This window comes from Kineosporia rhizophila (genome assembly GCF_021277265.1).
In the GTDB taxonomy this organism is placed as follows: Bacteria; Actinomycetota; Actinomycetes; order Actinomycetales; family Kineosporiaceae; genus Kineosporia; species Kineosporia rhizophila.
On the sequence record NZ_JAJSOH010000036.1, the window covers coordinates 48,144 to 64,861 of the forward strand.

Here is a 16,718-nt window from a genome sequence, read left to right on the forward strand (position 1 = left end):
TCTGTAGCACTCGGGGTAAACGTGCCCGCTTAGACCGGATTTTGTGACTCTCAGGCAACCACGACTTGCGCAGAGTCACTCAAGTCGCAGCGTTCCGCCCCCGGAATTGCTCTCCTCGGCCGCGTCCTGCCAGGAGAAGAGCATCTCGCCGTCGCCGCTGCGGGTCAGGCGCACCGTGCTGTCGTCGGCACAGGTGTCCCACAGGTCGTCCTCCAGCTGTGTCGCCATCACCACCGAGTCGGTGCCGGACTCGAAGCTCAGCACTCCACCGCAGCCGAGCGAGCGGATGTCGATCCGTCCCTGGGACCGACCGGCCTCCAAGGTCAGCACCACCTCGTAGCGGGAGACCTCACCCAGCGGCTGGTAGACCTCGCCGCGCCAGGAGCCGGCGGTCCAGTCCGGCAGGGCGGCGGGGGTGTCCGTGCTGGTCTGCGGCAAAGGGACGTCGGTCGCGCCGATGGTCTCGTCGGCACCGGTCGGCTCGGGGTCGGCTTCGTCGGTTCCGGGATCGGTACCGGTGTTCGGGTCGGTGGGCGAACTGGAGTTGGTGCGGGGCTCGTCGTTGTCGAGCAGGGTGCGCAGCAGCAGGGCGCCCCCGCCGACCATGCCGCCCCCGATCACGAGCACGGCCAGAACGGCCCCGATCGAGGACAGGACGCCGCTGGGTCGGGTGCGGGTAGCGGGCAGACCGGAGGGCGGGGTCTCGGGCGTGCCGTACTCGGGCGAGTGCTCGGGTGAGGACCAGGCAGTCAGGCCGGACCGGCTCTCGCCGGTTCGCACCGGAGCCGGGGAAACACGCCTGGTGGTCGGCGTTCGGAGGGCCTGCTCGGCCTGCTCGGCCGCGGACTCCCCACCGGCGCCCCCACTGTTCTGCGCCAGCCGACTCCCCTCGGCGAGCACCACCGTCGGATCGGCCTGGTCGTGCTCGGGCCGGCCCAGCAGCAGGGCCAGGGCCTGCTGCGCGGTGGGGCGCTGGTCCGGCTCCTTGGCCAGGCAGCGGCGCAGCACCTCGGCCAGCCCGGCCGGCACCCCGTCGAGGCGCGGCTCCATCGTGGTGATCCGGTGCACCACGGCCATCATGTGCTCGGCCTCGAACGGGGCCCGGCCGGTGGCGGCGAACGCGACCACCGAGGCCCAGGCGAACATGTCGGTCTGCGGACTCACCCGCTCGGCCCGGATCTGCTCCGGCGCCATGTAGGCCGGCGTTCCGAAAATCCGGCTCGTCACCGTGGTTTCGTGGGACAGGTCGCGAGCGATGCCGAAGTCGATGACCCGCGGTCCCTCCGGCGAGATCATCACGTTGGCCGGCTTGAAGTCGCGGTGCACCACGCCTGCCTGATGAATGGCGGCCAATGCGGTGGCGGTGCCGATCGCCAGCCGCTGCAGCCGACTTCCGGTGATCGGCCCGGAGTCGCGTACCAGCCGCTGCAGCGACGGGCCTTCGATGAACTCGCTCACCACGTAGGGCGATTCGGCCTCGAGATCGAAGTCGATGACGCGGGCGGTACAGAACGCCGCCACCCGGCGGGCCGCCGAGACCTCCTTGGCGAACTGCTGCCGGGACCGCTCATCCTCTAGCCGCAGTTGCTTGACCGCCACCCGACTGCCGTCCGGCCCGGCGCCGAGAAAGACAACCCCCTGACCACCCTGGCCGAGCCGGCTCACGATGCGGTACCCGGCGACCTCCGTCGGGTCTCCGGCTCGCAGTCGACTGGCGTCAGGCATCGGCACATAGTGCCAGCCCGGCTTGTGAGGCAGGGAAATCCGCCCGACAGTGACGCTTTCGTCACTCACCGTCAGTCAGGGTCACGTACGGTGCTTCTCAGGGTGAGCCCTGATGCCGGTCGGCGACGCGCCGACTACGCTGGCCGAGGGCTGAGCGGTTGGGGAAGGCCGCCGGCCCGGATCCTGCGGAGGGGGCGGTTGCGGTCATGTCCGAGATCTGGCGCGGCGTTCGGGAACTCGTTCTTCTGGGCGCCCTCTGGGGGGTGTACTCGCTCTCCCGGCTGCTCGCCTCGACCGATCTGAAGCCCGCGCTGTCCCGGGCGAACTCGGTCCTGGACGTGGAGCGGTTCTTCGGGCTGCACCACGAGCTGAGCTTCAACCACTTCACCGCTGCCCACGAATGGCTGGCGGTCGCCTTCAGCTACTACTACGCGGCCGCTCACTACGTGGTCACCGCGGCGGTGCTGATCCTGCTCTACACCCGCGGCCGGCAGGTCTACCAGCAGGGCCGCAACGCCCTGGTCCTGGCCACGGTGATGGCCCTGGCCGCCTACATCACCATGCCCACGGCCCCGCCGCGGTTCGTGCCCGGCTACATCGACGTGCTGGCCGAGAACGCCGATCTGGGCTGGTGGGGGGCGGGGCACTCACTGCCGGGCGAGATGGGCCGGCTGACCAACGAGCTGGCGGCCATGCCGTCGATGCACGCGGGCTGGGCGCTGTGGGTGGCCCTGGCCGTCTCACTGACCACCCGGAACCGGCTGCTGCGCAGCCTGGGCTGGTCGCACGCCGTGCTCACCGCGCTGATCGTGATCGGCACCGGCAATCACTGGACGCTCGACGTGCTGGCCGGCTGGGCCGTGGTCGGTGCGGCCTGGGCGCTGGCGGTCCACGTGAACCCCGCGACCGAACCGGCCACCAGCACCCGCCGCGCGGCCGACGTGGCGGCCAAGAGCGTTGCCCGCTAGTCGCTCTCGTGCCGGGGCTGGTAGCCCGCAGCGGTGAGGTCGGCCACCACCTGGTCGCAGTGCGCCGGGCCGCGGGTCTCCACCCACAGGGCCACCTCCACCTCGTTCACCGCGGTGCGGGCGCCGGTGCGCACGTGCTCCACCTCCATCACGTTCGCGTCGGTGGTGGCCAGACGCATCAGCAGCTGGGCGAGCGAGCCGGGCGTGTCCGGCACCCGCACACGCAGCCGCAGGTAGCGCCCGGCCGAGGCCAGGCCGTGCCGGATCAGGCGCATCAGCAGCAGCGGGTCGACGTTGCCGCCGGAAAGCACGGCCAGGGCCGGGGTCTCGATCTCCAGCCCGTCCTTGAGCAGGGCCGCCACGGCGACCGCGCCGGCCGGCTCGATCAGCAGCTTCTGGCGTTCCAGCATCAGCAGCAGGGCCCGGGAGATGGTCTCCTCGTCGACCGTGACCACCTCGTCGACCAGGCTGTCGACGATCGCGAAGGGCACGTCACCGGGCCGGCCCACGGCGATACCGTCGGCCATCGTGCTCATCGAGGGCAGCGACTCGGGCCGGCCCGCGGCCAGCGAGGGAGGGTACGCGGCCGCGCTCTCGGCCTGCACGCCGATCACCCGGATGTCGGGGCGCCGCGCCTTCAGCACCGTGGCCACACCGGCCAGCAGGCCACCGCCCCCGGTGCTGACCAGCACCGTCTTCACGTCCGGCCGCTGCTCGAGGAACTCCAGGGCGATCGTGCCCTGACCGGCCACCACGTCGGCGTGGTCGAACGGGTGGATCATCACCGCACCGCTGGTCTCGGCGTGCTCCAGGGCGCTGGCCAGGCACTCGTCCACCGTGCTGCCGGTGAGCACCACCTCGGCGCCGTAACCGCGGGTGGCGTCGAGCTTGGGCAGCGGCGCCCCGACCGGCATGTAGACCCGGGCCGGCACCCCGAGCAGCCGGGCCGCCAGGGCCACCCCCTGCGCGTGGTTGCCGGCGCTGGCCGCCACCACCCCCCGGGCCTTCTCGGCCTCGGACAGCCGGGCCATCCGGGTGTAGGCGCCGCGAATCTTGAACGAACCGGCCCGCTGCTGGTTCTCGCACTTCAGGTAGACGTCGCCGCCCCGTAGGTCGGACAGGGCCCGGCTGCGGACCACAGGGGTGCGCCGGATCACCGGTTCCAGCAGCTCGGCGGCCGCCAGAACATCGGCGTCGGAGACGGGCAGGACGCGGGCGGGAGCGGACATGACGGAATCCTCGCACGCCCGCCCACACACCCCCGGCTCCCGGGGGTGGGGTTTTCCCTACCCCCGGCGGGCCAGGTTTCCCCTACCCCCGCTGGCTGCTCAGACCCCTCGAAGGGGCTCACCGACGTCCGTAAGTTCGAAGTCACACCGCACCACATTCATCTGAGGGGGAAAGACCATGGAAACACCGGCTTTGGACGTCAGTGGGCTGAGCATGACGTACGGCAGCGGACCGGGGGCTGTCGAAGCACTGCGGGAGGTGGGCCTGCGGCTGGAGCGGGGTACCTTCACCGCTCTGATGGGCCCCTCGGGGTCCGGCAAGAGCACGTTCCTCAACTGCGTGGCCGGTCTGGAGCGACCGGCCGCCGGCACGATCACCATCGGGGGTCGCGCCCTGCCGAACGACGAGGCGGCGGCCACGCTGTTCCGGCGCGAGCGGATCGGCATCGTCTTCCAGAACCTGAACCTGCTTTCCTACCTGAGCGCCGGGCAGAACGTGGAGCTGCCGCTGCGCCTGGCCGGGCGCCGCGTGCCCCGCGGCATCGCCCGGGAACTGCTCGACCAGGTCGGTCTCGGTGACCGGGTGCACTCGTTGCCGGCCGAGCTCTCCGGTGGCCAGCAGCAGCGCGTGGCCATCGCCCGCGGACTGGTGACCAAGCCGGACGTGCTCTTCGCGGACGAACCGACCGGCGCCCTGGACAGCCGGACGGCCCGAAACGTGCTGGGGATCCTGCGGGGTTCGGCCGATCGTCTGGGGCAGACCATCGTGATGGTCACCCACGACCCGGTGGCCGCGGCCTATGCCGACCAGGTCGTGTTCCTGGCCGACGGCCGGATCGCCGGGCAGATGGCCAACCCGACCGCCGAGGCCGTGGCCGTGGCCGCCCAGATGACCCACCTGGACCAGCTGGTTCCGGCTCTCTCCGGGACCGGTGCGTGATGCGACTCATCGCCTGGAGCTCGCTGCGCACGCGGGCCACCTCGTTCGGTGCGTACTTCCTGTCGGTGTTCTTCGGCACCGTGCTGATCGGCTCGTTCGCCACTCTGAGCAGCGCCGGCACGGGCGACGTGTCCACCGCCGACGCCGACCGGCTCTCGACCATGGGCATCGTGGTAGGCAGCTGGGGCGCCCTGATCGTGCTCTTCTCCCTGGCCTCCACGCTGACCCTGGTGGTGGGTCAGCGCACCGCCGAGACCGCCCTGCTGCGGGCGGTCGGGGCCACCCCGAAACAGGTGCGGCGGCTCGTGATCACCGAGTCGACACTGGTCACGCTGGCCGCCGTGGCGCTGGCGGCCGGACCGGCCTGGCTGGTCGGCGATCTGGTGCTGGCCGCGATGCGCGAGACCGGGATGCTCTCGCCCGGCGTGGACGGCCACGGGCAGCCGGTGGCCCTGACCGTCACCGGCCTGGGAATCACCCTGGTGGCCTACTTCGCTGCGCGGATCGCCACCCGCCGCGCCACCCGGGCATCGGTGCGCGCATCCCAGCGGGAGGCGGCGACCGGCCCTCGGCGCACCAGCCGCTGGCAGATCGCGGCCGGCCTGGGACTGATCGTGATCGGTCTGCACCTGCTGGTGCTGACCGTCACGGTGATGGCCGACGACCCGGACCCGATGGCCCCGATGAGCACCGCGGGCCCGGCCGGGGTCTTCACCACGATCGGCATCGCCACCCTGTCACCGGTGCTGCTGCGGCTGGCCACGACCGTCTTCGGTTTCGCGCTGAAGCCGTTCGGGGTGGCCGGGCACCTGGCCCGGCACGACCTGCGGGCCCGGGCCCAGGCCCTGGGCGCGACCCTGGCGCCGATCACGATCTTCACCGGGATCGCGGCCGGCACCGCCTACCTGGTGGCGATCCAGAACAAGGCCGACGCGGGCCTGGTGAAGACGCCCGAGGCGGAGGACGTGGAACTGCTGAACTACGTGGTGGTCGGGATGATCGCCCTGTTCGCGGCCATCATGGTGGTCAACACCCTGGCCGCGGCCGTCGCCGCCCGGCGGCAGGAGTTCGGCCGCCAGCAGCTGGCCGGGGCCACCAGGGCCCAGATCCGGCAGGTGATGCTGCTGGAGGCGGCCTTCCTGTCCGGCACCGGCATCGTGCTCGGCGCAGTCGCCTCGCTGGCCATGATGTGCCCGTTCAGCTGGGTGAAGCTGGACAGCGTGCTGCCCGGTCTGGGGCCCTGGTACCTGCTCGGGGTCGCGGCGGTCGCCGCCACGGTGACGATCTCGGCCACCGCGGTGCTGACCGGCCGGATGCTGCGCCGCCCGGCCCTGACCCTGGCGGCCTGAGGGGTGGGGACGGCGATGACAGACTTGGGCACCATGTGGGGCGAAAGAGGACTGCGGCGGATCCCGCTGCTGCGGTTCGACGAGGCCGGTCTGCGCGACCGGGCCCGGATCTGGCTGCTCGAACTCGCTCACGTCCTGCTCGCCGTCCCCTGCCTCGTGCTCTTCGTCCTGATCGTGACCGGCTGGCCGACCACCACCGTCCTGGTCGGGCTCCTGCTGCTCCACCTGGCCGTGCCGGCCGCCGCGCAGCTCGGCCGGGCGCACCGCTACCTGGCCGGTATGGCCCTGCGGCAGCCGGTGGAGGTACCGGGCTACAAGCGCAGCGGCAGCACCGGCCTGGCCGTGGTCTGGGCCCGGCCCTGGACCTGGCTGCAGGACCCGCGGCGCTGGCTGGACCTGGCCTTCACGGCCTTCGCCAGCACCGGCGGCCTGGCCCTGTCGGCCGCCGTGGTCTGCCTGCCCGCCCTGGCGATCACCCACCTGGTGCTGGCGCTGGTGTTCCAGACCTTCTGGTGGCTGCTGCCGATCTCGCTCGACCTGGTGCTGTGGTGGCTGCTCACCCCGTTGCTGTCGATGGTCCGGGCGGTCACCACCCTGGCCATGTACGGCAACTCGCTCGCCGCCCAGCTGGAACGCCGGGTGGCGGCGGTGTCGGAGTCCCGGGCCGAGTCGATCGACCACTCAGCGGCCGAGATCCGGCGCATCGAGCGGGATCTGCACGACGGGGCGCAGGCCCGGATCGTCTCGCTGGGCATGAACATCGGGCTGGCCGAGGAACTGCTCAAGCGCGACCCGGAGGCAGCCGCCGCGCTGCTGGCCGAGGCCCGGAAGGCGACCACCGAGGCCCTGGAGGACCTGCGCGGCGTGGTCCGCAGCATCCATCCGCCGGTGCTGGCCGACCGGGGGCTGGGCGGCGCCGTCGAGGCGCTGGCCGTTCAGCTCTCGCTGCCGGTGACCACGTCGGTCGACCTGCCCCGCAAGATTCCCGCGCCGGTCGAGACCGCGGTCTACTTCGCGGTGGCCGAGGCGCTGGCCAATGTGGTGAAACATGCTCAGGCGCAACGCGCCTGGGTGCGGCTGGGGTTCTCGGGCAGCCAGTTGAGAGCAGAAATCGGGGACGACGGTGAGGGCGGGGCCGCGGTGAGCGGCGGCACCGGGCTGGCTGGGGTGGCGCAACGACTGCGTGCCTTCGACGGCACACTGAGCATCGACAGCCCCGCTGGGGGGCCGACCCTGGTCGTGGTGGAGGTACCGTGCGCGTCGTGATCGCCGAGGATCTGGCCCTGTTGCGGGACGGGCTGATCCGGTTGTTCGAGGCGCACGACTTCGAGGTGGTGGCGGCCGTGGACAATGCCACGTCACTGCTGCAGGCGCTGGACGAGAAGGAGGCGGACATCGCCGTCCTGGATGTGCGGCTTCCGCCGAGCTTCTCCAACGAGGGTCTGATGGCGGCGGTCGAGATCCGGCGCCGACGGCCCGCTTTCCCGGTGCTGGTGCTCAGCCAGTACGTGGAGCAGCTCTACGCCAAAGAACTGCTGGCCTCCGGCCAGGGCTCGATCGGCTACCTGCTGAAAGACCGGATCACCGACGTCCGTTCGTTCGTCGAGGCAGTTCAGCAGGTGGCCGCCGGGGGCACGGTCCTGGACCCGCAGGTGGTCTCCAGCATCCTCACCCGGGCCCAGCGCGAGGCCCCGATGGAACGGCTGACCGAACGCGAGCGCGAGGTGCTGGGCCTGATGGCCCAGGGCCGGTCCAACGCCGCGATCGCAGCGCGTCTGTTCGTCTCCGAGAAGGCCGTGGGCAAGCACACCAACAGCATCTTCACCAAGCTGGACCTGCCCCAGGCGGCCGACGACAACCGCCGGGTGCTGGCGGTTCTGGCCTACCTACATCAGGACTGAGCGCGCAGCGGCTTCAGGGTGCGGGCCAGGACCTCGAGCTCGACCAGCATCGCCTCGGCGCCGGCGCTCATCATCTCGTTCGGGTTGATCGTGCGTTCCTCGGTGAGGAACTGGGTGACGAACGGGATGTGCACGTTGCCGCCGGTCGGGAAGAGCTTGAGCATGGCCATCACCGGCCGCAGGGTGGTCACGGCGCGCACGCCGGCCGAGACCCCGCCGTAGCTGACCACGCCGGCCGGCTTGTTCGCCCACTCGTGCACCAGGTAGTCGAGCGCGTTCTTCAGCGGGGCGGTGTACCCGGCGTTGTACTCGGGCATCACGAAGACGAACGCGTCGGCCCGCTCCACCGTGGCGCTCCAGCGCTTGGTGTGCTCATGCACGTACTGCCGCAGCCGGGGGTGGTTCGGCTCGTCCATCAGCGGCAGGTTCAGCTCGGCCAGGTCGACCAGCTCGACGGTGAAACCGGCGTGCTTCTCGGCCACCGCCTGGATCCACTGGGCGACCGGAAGACCGACCCGCCCGGGGCGGGTGCTGGCGACGATGATCTGAACGACTGGTCTGGACATGGGGGGATCCTTACTGCGGAGGGGCCGTGCGAGGTACCGGCCCACCGTATGCCTGGCCTCAGGTGACCGGCCCGGCGACTCCCCCGGCCGGCGCAGGAACCACCAGGGCGGGTGTGGGGGCCGGGAGCCGGTCCTTCAGCCGCAGGGCCGGCTTCTCCACCAGGAACCAGGAGAAGACGGTCAGCGCAACGGTCAGCGAGAGCTCCAGCAGGTGCTGCACCAGGTGTGAGAAGCCCCGGTTCTGCACGGTCATGAAGACCGGGAAGTGGTAGAGGTACAAACCGTAGGAGAGCGTCCCGATCACCACCAGCGGCCGCACCGAGAGCAGGCTCACCATCGGGCCGTCCTTCTGGGTGACCAGGTGGTGCACCACCAGCGCCGAGAACAGTGCGGCCAGCGGCAGCCGCCACTGGTAGGTGACGCTGGGCTCGATGCGGGAGGTGGCGAACAGCGCGGCCAGACCGAGCACCCCGGCCCAGGCCACGACCTCGGACCGGACTCGGGTACCGGCCAGGCCCTCGCGCCGCTGCAGCAGAACGGCGAGCAGGGCCCCGAGCAGCAGTCCGTCGCAGTGCGAGGTGGTCGCGTAGTAGAGCCACAGCGTGCTCTCGGAGTTGCCGGCGCTGATCCAGCGGGCCACCACGACCACCCCGACCAGCACGGCCAGGGCGGCCGCCGGGGCCTTCCGGCGGCGGGCCAGCACCGCGATCAGCAGGACCGGCCAGATCAGGTAGAACTGCTCCTCGATCGACAGCGACCACGTGTGGGTCCAGATCCCGGTGCCGCCGTTCACCCAGACGTTGGCCCAGTTCGCCACGTAGAAGAGAACACTGGCGAGGGCCACCACCGGGTTCAGGGTGAACTGGTCGCGGGCCAGGGTCAGCACGACCGGCAGGCTGACCACGAGCATGAACAGCAGGGGCGGCAGCAGGCGCAGGGCCCGGCGCAGGTAGAACGACCTCAGGTCGATCCGGCCGGTGCGGTCCCACTCCCGCAGCAGCAGGGCGGTGATCAGGTATCCGCTGATCACGAAGAACACGTCCACGCCCAGGAAACCGCCGTGGGCGGCGGGCGAGGTGTGGAACGCCATGACGGCGAGCACGGCGATGGCCCGTAGGCCGTCCAGCGCGGGGCGACGCGACATCTGATCTGTCCCTGAAATCACTCGGCGGACGGGAACCTTCTGGCCTCCACCTCTATGTACAGGGTTTCTGGAGGGACACCAAGAGATTTCCGAGGTGAGTTCACCGGCACGGCGTGACGAGTGGCGAGGATCCGTCACCACTCGTCACGGTGTGTGTCAGGGGATGCGCAGGCCCTCGGGCAGGTCGCCGTGGTGGATCACGGTGAGCCGCTGGGTGGGGCGGGTCAGCGCGACGTAGAGGTCGCTGGCGCCCCGGCGGGAGGCGGCGACGATCCCGGCCGGGTCGACCACGGTGACCGCGTCGTACTCCAGGCCCTTCACGTCGTCGACGCTGAGCACCGAGACCCGCTCGCCCAGCCCGGCGTACTCCGGGCTCAGCAGCGACTTGCGCACCCGCTCGGAGACCTCGCCCACCACCTCGGCCCGCGAGAGAATCACCGCGAACTGCCCGCCGCCGAGCGCCTTCTCGTCGGCCGTGACGGCGCGCAGCACGGCCTCGGCCACTGCCCCGGCGTCTTCGGGAGCCTGAATCAGGGACGGGTCCCAGTCACCTTCGCGGGCCGACTCGGGCAGCCTCACGCTGATGCCCGAGGCGGTGAGCATGGCCGCGGCCGGGCGCATGATCTTCGCCGGGGTGCGGTAGTTGACGGTCAGCTCGGCCACCCGCCAACGGTCCTTGGCGATCGTGTCCAGCGCACCGGCCCAGGTGCTGGCCCCGGCCGCGGAACTGGTCTGGGCCAGGTCACCGACCACCGTCATGGAGCGCGAGGGCACCCGCCGGGCCAGGGTGCGCCACTGCATCGGCGAGACCTCCTGGGCCTCGTCCACCACCACGTGCCCGTACGTCCAGGTGCGGTCGTCGCGGGCCCGCTCGGCCACGGTCAGGCTGCCCCCCGGACCCTCGAACCGGTCGGCCAGCATGTCCGCGGTCATCATGGCCGCGGCCTCACCGGACATCTGGAGCACACCCTGGGCGTAGCGGACCGCCTCGGCCCGTTCGGCCGCGGCCCGGGCCCGCTCCCGCGCGGCCGCGGCGCTGGCCGTCACGTCGGCCCCGATCAGCTCGGCGACCTCGTCCAGCAGCGGCACGTCGGACTGGGTCCAGGGGCTGCCGGGCTCACGCAGCAGCAGCCGGGCCTCGGCCTTGGCCAGCTTGCCCTCGGTGGCGGCCCGCAGCCGGTCCGGGTCGGAGAGCAGTTTGTCGAGGAACGCCTCGGCCGACAGCGGCATCCAGCGCAGGTTGATCTCGCGCCGCACGTCGATGTTGTCGCGCAGTTCGGCGGCCAGGTCGAGCCGGGTCTCCGGGTCGTTCTCCAGGCGCCGGGCCCGGGCCAGCTGCCCGGCCAGGTCGTCGAGGAGGTGCTTGACGAAGGTGGTGCGGGCCTCGTTGTGCGGGCGCCCGGTCTGGCGGGCCCGGGAGCGGGCCTCGACCACCGCGGCCGGGCGCAGGGCGATCTGGTCGCCGTCGAGGGTGATCGGGACCGGCCGGGGCAGGGTCAGCTGGCGCTGGCGCACCGCCTCGCGGATCACCCGGGCCATCCGCAGATCGCCCTTGAGCAGAGCGACCTCGGGCCGGTCGGTGCGGGTGGCCTCGACACCGGGGAAGATCTGCCCGGGAGTGGACAGCACCACGCCGGTCTCACCGAGCGAGGGCAGCACCCGCTCGATGTAGCGCAGGAAGACCGGTGAGGGCCCGACCACCAGCACGCCGCTCTTGGCGATCCGCTCGCGGTGGGTGTACAGCAGGTAGGCGGCGCGGTGCAGGGCGACCGCGGTCTTGCCGGTGCCCGGTCCGCCCTGGACCACCAGGACGCCGGTGAGCGGGGCCCGGACGATCTCGTCCTGCTCGGACTGCAGGGTGGCCACGATGTCGCGCATCTTGCCGGTGCGGTGCTCGGTGAGCGCCGTCATCAGGGCGCCGTCACCGGTCACGGTGGTCAGGTCGGCCGCGTTCAGGCCGCTGACGTCGAGCAGTTCGTCGTCGATGCCGGTGACCGTGCGGCCCCGGGTGGCCAGGTGCCGCCGCCGGGCCACGCCCGCCGGAGAGGCCGCGGTGGCCTGGTAGAAGGCGGCCGCGGCGGGGGCCCGCCAGTCGACCAGGAGCTGCTGCTGCCCCTCGTCGGCGAGGCCGATCCGGCCGACGTAGCGCCGCTCGCCGCCGTTCATGTCCAGCCGGCCGAAGGCGAGCCGGTCCTCGACGGCGTCGAGCTGGGCCAGCCGCTCGGTGTGCAGGGCGTCGAAGGCGTCCTTCTCGGCCCGGCCGGCCGGGGTGTTGGAGGAGGACGACCGGCGCAGGTCGTCCAGGGTCGTGCGGGCCCGGGAGCGGATGTCGTCGAGCCGGCCGTAGAGCAGGTCGAGGTAGGTCTGTTCCAGGGCCACCTCGCGCTCGGTGGCGTTCTGCGGCCCACCGGTGCCGTTGCGGCCATCACCGGCGCTGCCACCAGTGCTGCCGGTGTGCTCGTCCGTGCTCCCGGTCAGGCCATCGACCGTGCCATCGCTCACGCCATGGCCTCCCATGCTCGTCACCCACCTGCTCGGCCGCGCGTCGCCTGCCGCGGCACCACTTCTACTTACCTGTCGCTGCTCACTTGCCCACCGCCGAAGGTTCGGTGGTGCCGTACATATAACCGGTACATATGGCCGGTGCTGCAGTGCTTGGTTCATCGCGTGTGTCCGACCGGGCCCGGTTCGGTTCAGACACCGGCACCGATCCCATCACGTCCAGGAGAACCGATCCGGTGTCCGGCCCCCGGGCCCCTACGGCCCACCCGTGCTCGCCGGCCACCGATCCATTCTGCCGCCGACCAACTCGGCCCGGCCCAGCTCTCTGTTCTGCCTCGTACCCGCTGCTCGACTCACCCCGGCCCGAGACCGATCCGGCCCAGGCGGCTTCGTCAGGCGACCCGTTCTCGGTTCGGACCCGAGACCGAACCCGACCTCGAAAGCTTCGCCGGGCCGACCCGTCCTCGTTCGGACCCGACCCGATCTGAGCCCGGGCCGCTTCGCCGGGCCGACACATCCTCTGTTCCGTCCGAACCCCGACCGAACCCGACCCGAGCACCTTCGCCAAGCCGACCCGTCCCCTGTTCTGTTCGGACCCGACCGAGACCGACCCGACCTGAGCACCTTCGCCTGGGCGGCCCGTCCCTTGTTCCGTCCGAACCCCGACCGAGACCAACCCGACCCGAGCACCTTCGCCAGGGTGACCCGTCCTCTGTTCGAACCCGACCCGAGACCGGCCCCGACCCCAGCACCTTCGCCAGGCCGGCCCGTCCCTTGTTCCGTCCGAACCCCGACCAAGACCAACCCGACCCGAGCACCTTCGCCAGGGTGACCCGTCCTCCGTTCGAACCCGACCCGAGACCGAAACCCGACCCGGCCGCTTGGCCGAGCCGACCCGTCCTCTTGCCGGTATCGATGATCTACACGACCTGAGACCGACTCCAGACCGACCCGGCCGGTTCCCGCTCACACCCGATCACGCACGTACCGCGCTCGACCACGCTCGACCACGCCTGTCCCGGCCGAGCGCACCTGCTACCGCACCACGTCCTGCCCGCCGAACACCAGCCACCTCTGCCCCGCGAGGACCGGATCACGACCCGGGCCACCGCACCGCCGAACAGCCCGGCCCGGCGCAAAGGACTTACCAGTATGTCTCCTCAGGCGGCCTCTCGCTGACCCTCCGCGACCCGGTTGACCGTGATCCAGTCGTCGATCTGCCGCCACCACTCGTACAACCAGGCGATCCGCTGCTCCCGGCCGCCCGGCACGCTCCCGGCAGGCACCTGCCACCACCGCATCTTCAGGTCCACCGCCACCGGCAGTGCACCCCAGATGTCGGTGACCGTGAGCAGGTGGTCGGTACCGGTGTGAGCTACCCAGACCACGTCTGCCTCGGGCGCGTTGTCGAGCACGGCCAGCACACCGGCCGGCCGTGGGGGCAGCACGTAGCGCATCGCCTCGGCCTTGGCCGCCTCGGCCATCAGCCCCCGGCGGCGCAATTTGGCGATGGCCCGGGCGCGGCGGCGGGCCGTGAAGTTGCCGCCCTCAGGGAAGAGGACCAGCGCGTCGTTGCCGTCGAGCTTGCGGGCCAGCTCTCCGATCAGCTGCTCCGCGTCGGGACCCTTCTCCGGGTCGACCGTGGCCTTGCCCGGGGCGCCGGAGCGGATGAAGCGGGTGGGCAGCCGGTTGAGCACGATGTCGATCGCCGGATCCCACTGCATGGTGTCTTTCAGAACGATCCGCGGCTCCCGGTCGTACCAGTTCATCAGAGCGTGGACCAGGAGGAACGAGTCGCCCGGGCCGGCGTGCCGGCAGAACACGATCAGCGGTTTGTCGCGGTAGGCCTCCAGTTCCGGGCCGTCGACCCGGACCTGCACGTGCAGCGCGTGATTGACCAGCCAGAAGATCCAGCGCAGGAAGGCACGGACGCAGACGTAGTGCCGCCGCTCGTGCTTCGGCTCCCGCACCCGCCGGCCGAAACCGCAGGCCACCCACAGGTAACCGAGCACCACCAGGGCTACGCCCTCGGCCGCGAGATAGCCGGTGACCAGAACGGTGAGCCGGTAGGGACGGCCTCGCTGGCCGGGGATCAGCAAGCCGATCAGCGCGGCGAGCAGCAGCGTGGCCGGAGCGGTGACGACCGCGAATACGCTGATCACCAGCATGAGCGGGAGCAGGACGAGACGCCGTACCCAGTAGGGGGGAAGCATGGTCAGGCCCGCCCTCCGGCCGGAAGCGATTCCAGGTAGGCACGGGAGGCCTGGTAGGCCTCTTCGATGCGCATACGCACCTTCTGCGTGTTGCGGTAGCGCAGGTTGGCGCTGGGCGCCTGGACCGATCCGGCGGGCATGACCCGCACCGCCACCCCCTCGGGCACGGCGGCCATGTCTGCGGCGAACCGGTGCCGGCGGGCGATCTCGAACGCCACCGTGGCGACCTCCCAGGGACGGGAGGGCACCCGCAGGGGCTGCTCGATCCGCCCGACGTGCAGCACGAAGATCTCGGTGGCCCCGAGTTCGACCGCGCGGCCCACCGGCAGGCTGTTGACCAGGCCGCCGTCGAGGTAGTGCTCGCCGTTGACCTGCACAGGCCCGAACATGCCGGGAACGGCGCAGGAGGCGGCCACCGCGGTGGCCACCGGCCCACTGGTGAACCAGGTCTCCGCGGCCCGCTCGATGCTGGCCGCGCAGCACTGGAACGGCACGGCCAGCTGCTCGATGTCGACCGGGCCCAGCCGCCGCTCGATCAGCGCCCGTAGGGGCTCGATCGAGTGCAGGTGGGTGCCGGTGCTGGCCGCCACCCGCAGCCGCTGCAGCGGGCCGGAGAACAGCTCCCGCCCGCCCAGCGACTCCCAGGTGGCCACCAGCTCACCCACGCAGTCGAGGGTCGGATCGGCCGCCAGCACGGCGCCGTTGATCGCGCCGACGCTGGTGCCGAGGACGAGGTCGGGACGGTGCCCGGCCTCCATCACGGCGCGGAGCATGCCTACCTCACTGGCCCCCAGCATGCCCCCGCCGCCGAACACGAATGCGGTCTTGCCCATCGCTGCCTGCTACTCCCCTCGGGGGCACTCCGAACGCCGCGACCGTACGCCATCCGGACTATTCCAGCGCCCCCAGGGCAGAGACCGGGTGCTGCTCGAGCTCACAGATCTCGCCGAGCAGGGTGAAGGCCGGATGGTGGTGGAGCACCGCGAGCTGGTGCTCCAGCGCGGTGGCTGCCACCAGCAGGTCACGCGGCCGTACCCCGGACCCGGCCAGGCGCCCGACCCGGGCCTGCAGGCGCAGGGCCCGCTCGCCCACCGCCGTCTCGAACGGCACGGAACTGTAGGCCTGCCGACGGTCGGCCCGCATCTTGCGGTAGGCCTGCGCCGTGGCGGCGGTGGCCAGCGCCTCCAGGTCGAGCAGCGGGCAGGTGTAGAGCAGCCCGGCGCTGAGCATCGGCAGCAGCCTGGACGCCACCTCCTTCTGGTGCGCGAGGCCGAGCGCACTGCTGTCGAGAAGCCAGCCGACGTTCATCGTTGCCCCCTGTTCCCCGTACCCTGACCGGACAGCACCGCGAACTGCCCGCTCTCGTAGCGATGCAGCTCGGCCGTGACTGCGCGCCGCCGATTACGATCGCGAATGAGCTCGGCGAGGGCCTGATCGACCGCCGCCGCATCTTCTGCACCCAGGAGCCGCGAAGCCTGCCGGAGCAGGGCCAGATCGACCCCCTCAACCGTGACTCTCGTTGCCAGCCGTACATCCTCAGAGAACATCGACGGGTCCCCCTCCCTCTCTCTGCCCATACCCCCATCTTGCATTCCCCCACCGACAATTTGCCCCGCGCCCCCACCGCCCCGCCGTCCCCGCAGGTCAGCCCCATGTCCAGCCCACCCCCGCCTAACCCCGCCCACACCCGCCCGCTCCCTCACGCCGTAACCGGCTGCTCCGCAGGGGTTCTTATCGCTCAGCGGTGGCAGCCTTCCGGCGCCCCAAGGCTGCATCGGGAGCTGGCAGACGGACGGCGAACCCACTAGGTGACCCCGACGGTGGTGACGGTCGAGCCGGCGCCGGCCATCGATCCATCGCGAAACCCGTTTCATCGCGGCAGGGGCACAGCCGGGCCGCGGAGGCGGCCATGGTCTCGTGGACTTGTCGCTAAAAGTTCACATGGGCATGGAATCTCGGGCAGCGAACTGGACGGGTCCGGCTGATTCAGCGGACCGGTTGGGTGGAGGTGCTGGAGGTGGCAGACAGGGCGTGGATAGCGAAGCGGAGGGGCGGTGATGTCAGAAAAGGCGCGGGGAAGTCCAATTGGCAGGGGTAGCAGATTTGGCGGGGACAGCAGGCAGCGCGGGAATTGCGGGCTCGGCGGGGTAGCGGGCTCGGCGGGGTAGCGGGCTCGGCGGG

The 16,718-nt window shown here is 71.3% G+C and carries 14 protein-coding genes; 5 read left to right on the forward strand and 9 right to left on the reverse strand.

What is annotated here, in order from left to right; genetic code table 11:
• Positions 1-75 precede the first annotated feature (75 nt).
• Positions 76-1,725, reverse strand: a complete 1,650-nt coding sequence (locus tag LWF15_RS31710) for a serine/threonine-protein kinase (RefSeq protein ID WP_232814664.1) — start codon at positions 1,723-1,725, stop codon at positions 76-78.
• A 206-nt stretch (positions 1,726-1,931) separates the two neighbouring features.
• On the opposite strand from LWF15_RS31710, the gene LWF15_RS31715 reads away from it, so the two are divergent.
• Entirely contained in the window at positions 1,932-2,693 is a 762-nt protein-coding gene (locus tag LWF15_RS31715) for a phosphatase PAP2 family protein (RefSeq protein WP_232814665.1), read from the forward strand.
• On the opposite strand, the gene ilvA is transcribed toward LWF15_RS31715, so the two are convergent.
• Positions 2,690-3,922 (reverse strand): threonine ammonia-lyase, encoded by a 1,233-nt coding sequence (gene ilvA, locus LWF15_RS31720; protein ID WP_232814666.1) that lies wholly within the window; start codon positions 3,920-3,922, stop codon positions 2,690-2,692. The two genes, LWF15_RS31715 and ilvA, sit on opposite strands and share 4 nt — an antisense overlap.
• A 178-nt stretch (positions 3,923-4,100) precedes the next feature.
• Here ilvA and LWF15_RS31725 point away from each other — a divergent pair, with 178 nt between their 5' ends.
• Genes LWF15_RS31725 through LWF15_RS31740 form a run of 4 tightly spaced genes read left to right on the forward strand, consistent with a single transcriptional unit; the run spans position 4,101 to position 8,112 of the window.
• A complete protein-coding gene (locus LWF15_RS31725) occupies positions 4,101-4,862 on the forward strand; it encodes an ABC transporter ATP-binding protein (RefSeq protein ID WP_232814667.1) in 762 nt (253 codons plus the stop codon).
• On the forward strand, positions 4,862-6,211 hold the full coding sequence (locus LWF15_RS31730) for an FtsX-like permease family protein (protein ID WP_232814680.1): 1,350 nt from the start codon (positions 4,862-4,864) through the stop codon (positions 6,209-6,211). The genes LWF15_RS31725 and LWF15_RS31730 overlap by 1 nt, the downstream gene beginning before the upstream one ends.
• Positions 6,212-6,226: 15 nt before the next feature.
• A complete protein-coding gene (locus LWF15_RS31735) occupies positions 6,227-7,477 on the forward strand; it encodes a sensor histidine kinase (protein ID WP_232814668.1) in 1,251 nt (416 codons plus the stop codon).
• On the forward strand, positions 7,465-8,112 hold the full coding sequence (locus tag LWF15_RS31740; protein ID WP_332879951.1) for a response regulator: 648 nt from the start codon (positions 7,465-7,467) through the stop codon (positions 8,110-8,112). Before LWF15_RS31735 ends, LWF15_RS31740 begins: the two co-directional genes overlap by 13 nt.
• On the opposite strand, the gene LWF15_RS31745 is transcribed toward LWF15_RS31740, so the two are convergent.
• The 7 genes from LWF15_RS31745 to LWF15_RS31775 form a co-directional block, all read right to left on the reverse strand.
• Positions 8,103-8,678, reverse strand: a complete 576-nt coding sequence (locus LWF15_RS31745; protein ID WP_232814670.1) for an NADPH-dependent FMN reductase — start codon at positions 8,676-8,678, stop codon at positions 8,103-8,105. The two genes, LWF15_RS31740 and LWF15_RS31745, sit on opposite strands and share 10 nt — an antisense overlap.
• A 58-nt stretch (positions 8,679-8,736) precedes the next feature.
• Positions 8,737-9,822 carry an acyltransferase family protein gene (locus LWF15_RS31750; protein ID WP_232814671.1) on the reverse strand — a complete coding sequence of 362 codons (1,086 nt, stop codon included), beginning with the start codon at positions 9,820-9,822 and terminating at the stop codon, positions 8,737-8,739.
• A gap of 156 nt (positions 9,823-9,978) precedes the next feature.
• Positions 9,979-12,324 carry a HelD family protein gene (locus LWF15_RS31755; protein WP_232814672.1) on the reverse strand — a complete coding sequence of 782 codons (2,346 nt, stop codon included), beginning with the start codon at positions 12,322-12,324 and terminating at the stop codon, positions 9,979-9,981.
• Between the two features lie 1,160 nt (positions 12,325-13,484).
• A complete protein-coding gene (locus tag LWF15_RS31760) occupies positions 13,485-14,492 on the reverse strand; it encodes a 1-acyl-sn-glycerol-3-phosphate acyltransferase (protein ID WP_269811197.1) in 1,008 nt (335 codons plus the stop codon).
• 47 nt (positions 14,493-14,539) lie between these two features.
• Positions 14,540-15,370, reverse strand: a complete 831-nt coding sequence (locus LWF15_RS31765) for a patatin-like phospholipase family protein (protein ID WP_232814674.1) — start codon at positions 15,368-15,370, stop codon at positions 14,540-14,542.
• Between the two features lie 58 nt (positions 15,371-15,428).
• Positions 15,429-15,845 (reverse strand): PIN domain-containing protein, encoded by a 417-nt coding sequence (locus tag LWF15_RS31770; RefSeq protein WP_232814675.1) that lies wholly within the window; start codon positions 15,843-15,845, stop codon positions 15,429-15,431.
• Positions 15,842-16,084, reverse strand: a complete 243-nt coding sequence (locus LWF15_RS31775) for a hypothetical protein (protein WP_232814676.1) — start codon at positions 16,082-16,084, stop codon at positions 15,842-15,844. The genes LWF15_RS31770 and LWF15_RS31775 overlap by 4 nt, the downstream gene beginning before the upstream one ends.
• Positions 16,085-16,718: the final 634 nt, after the last annotated feature.

Excerpts from the sequence above, each read along its gene's own strand:
- LWF15_RS31710 (WP_232814664.1), bottom strand. The coding sequence starts at position 1,725 with ATGCCTGACGCCAGTCGACTGCGAGCCGGAGACCCGACGGAGGTCGCC.
- LWF15_RS31715 (WP_232814665.1), top strand. The coding sequence starts at position 1,932 with ATGTCCGAGATCTGGCGCGGCGTTCGGGAACTCGTTCTTCTGGGCGCC.
- ilvA (WP_232814666.1), bottom strand. The coding sequence starts at position 3,922 with ATGTCCGCTCCCGCCCGCGTCCTGCCCGTCTCCGACGCCGATGTTCTG.
- LWF15_RS31725 (WP_232814667.1), top strand. The coding sequence starts at position 4,101 with ATGGAAACACCGGCTTTGGACGTCAGTGGGCTGAGCATGACGTACGGC.
- LWF15_RS31730 (WP_232814680.1), top strand. The coding sequence starts at position 4,862 with ATGCGACTCATCGCCTGGAGCTCGCTGCGCACGCGGGCCACCTCGTTC.
- LWF15_RS31735 (WP_232814668.1), top strand. The coding sequence starts at position 6,227 with ATGACAGACTTGGGCACCATGTGGGGCGAAAGAGGACTGCGGCGGATC.
- LWF15_RS31745 (WP_232814670.1), bottom strand. The coding sequence starts at position 8,678 with ATGTCCAGACCAGTCGTTCAGATCATCGTCGCCAGCACCCGCCCCGGG.
- LWF15_RS31750 (WP_232814671.1), bottom strand. The coding sequence starts at position 9,822 with ATGTCGCGTCGCCCCGCGCTGGACGGCCTACGGGCCATCGCCGTGCTC.
- LWF15_RS31760 (WP_269811197.1), bottom strand. The coding sequence starts at position 14,492 with ATGCTGGTGATCAGCGTATTCGCGGTCGTCACCGCTCCGGCCACGCTG.
- LWF15_RS31765 (WP_232814674.1), bottom strand. The coding sequence starts at position 15,370 with ATGGGCAAGACCGCATTCGTGTTCGGCGGCGGGGGCATGCTGGGGGCC.
- LWF15_RS31770 (WP_232814675.1), bottom strand. The coding sequence starts at position 15,845 with ATGAACGTCGGCTGGCTTCTCGACAGCAGTGCGCTCGGCCTCGCGCAC.
- LWF15_RS31775 (WP_232814676.1), bottom strand. The coding sequence starts at position 16,084 with ATGTTCTCTGAGGATGTACGGCTGGCAACGAGAGTCACGGTTGAGGGG.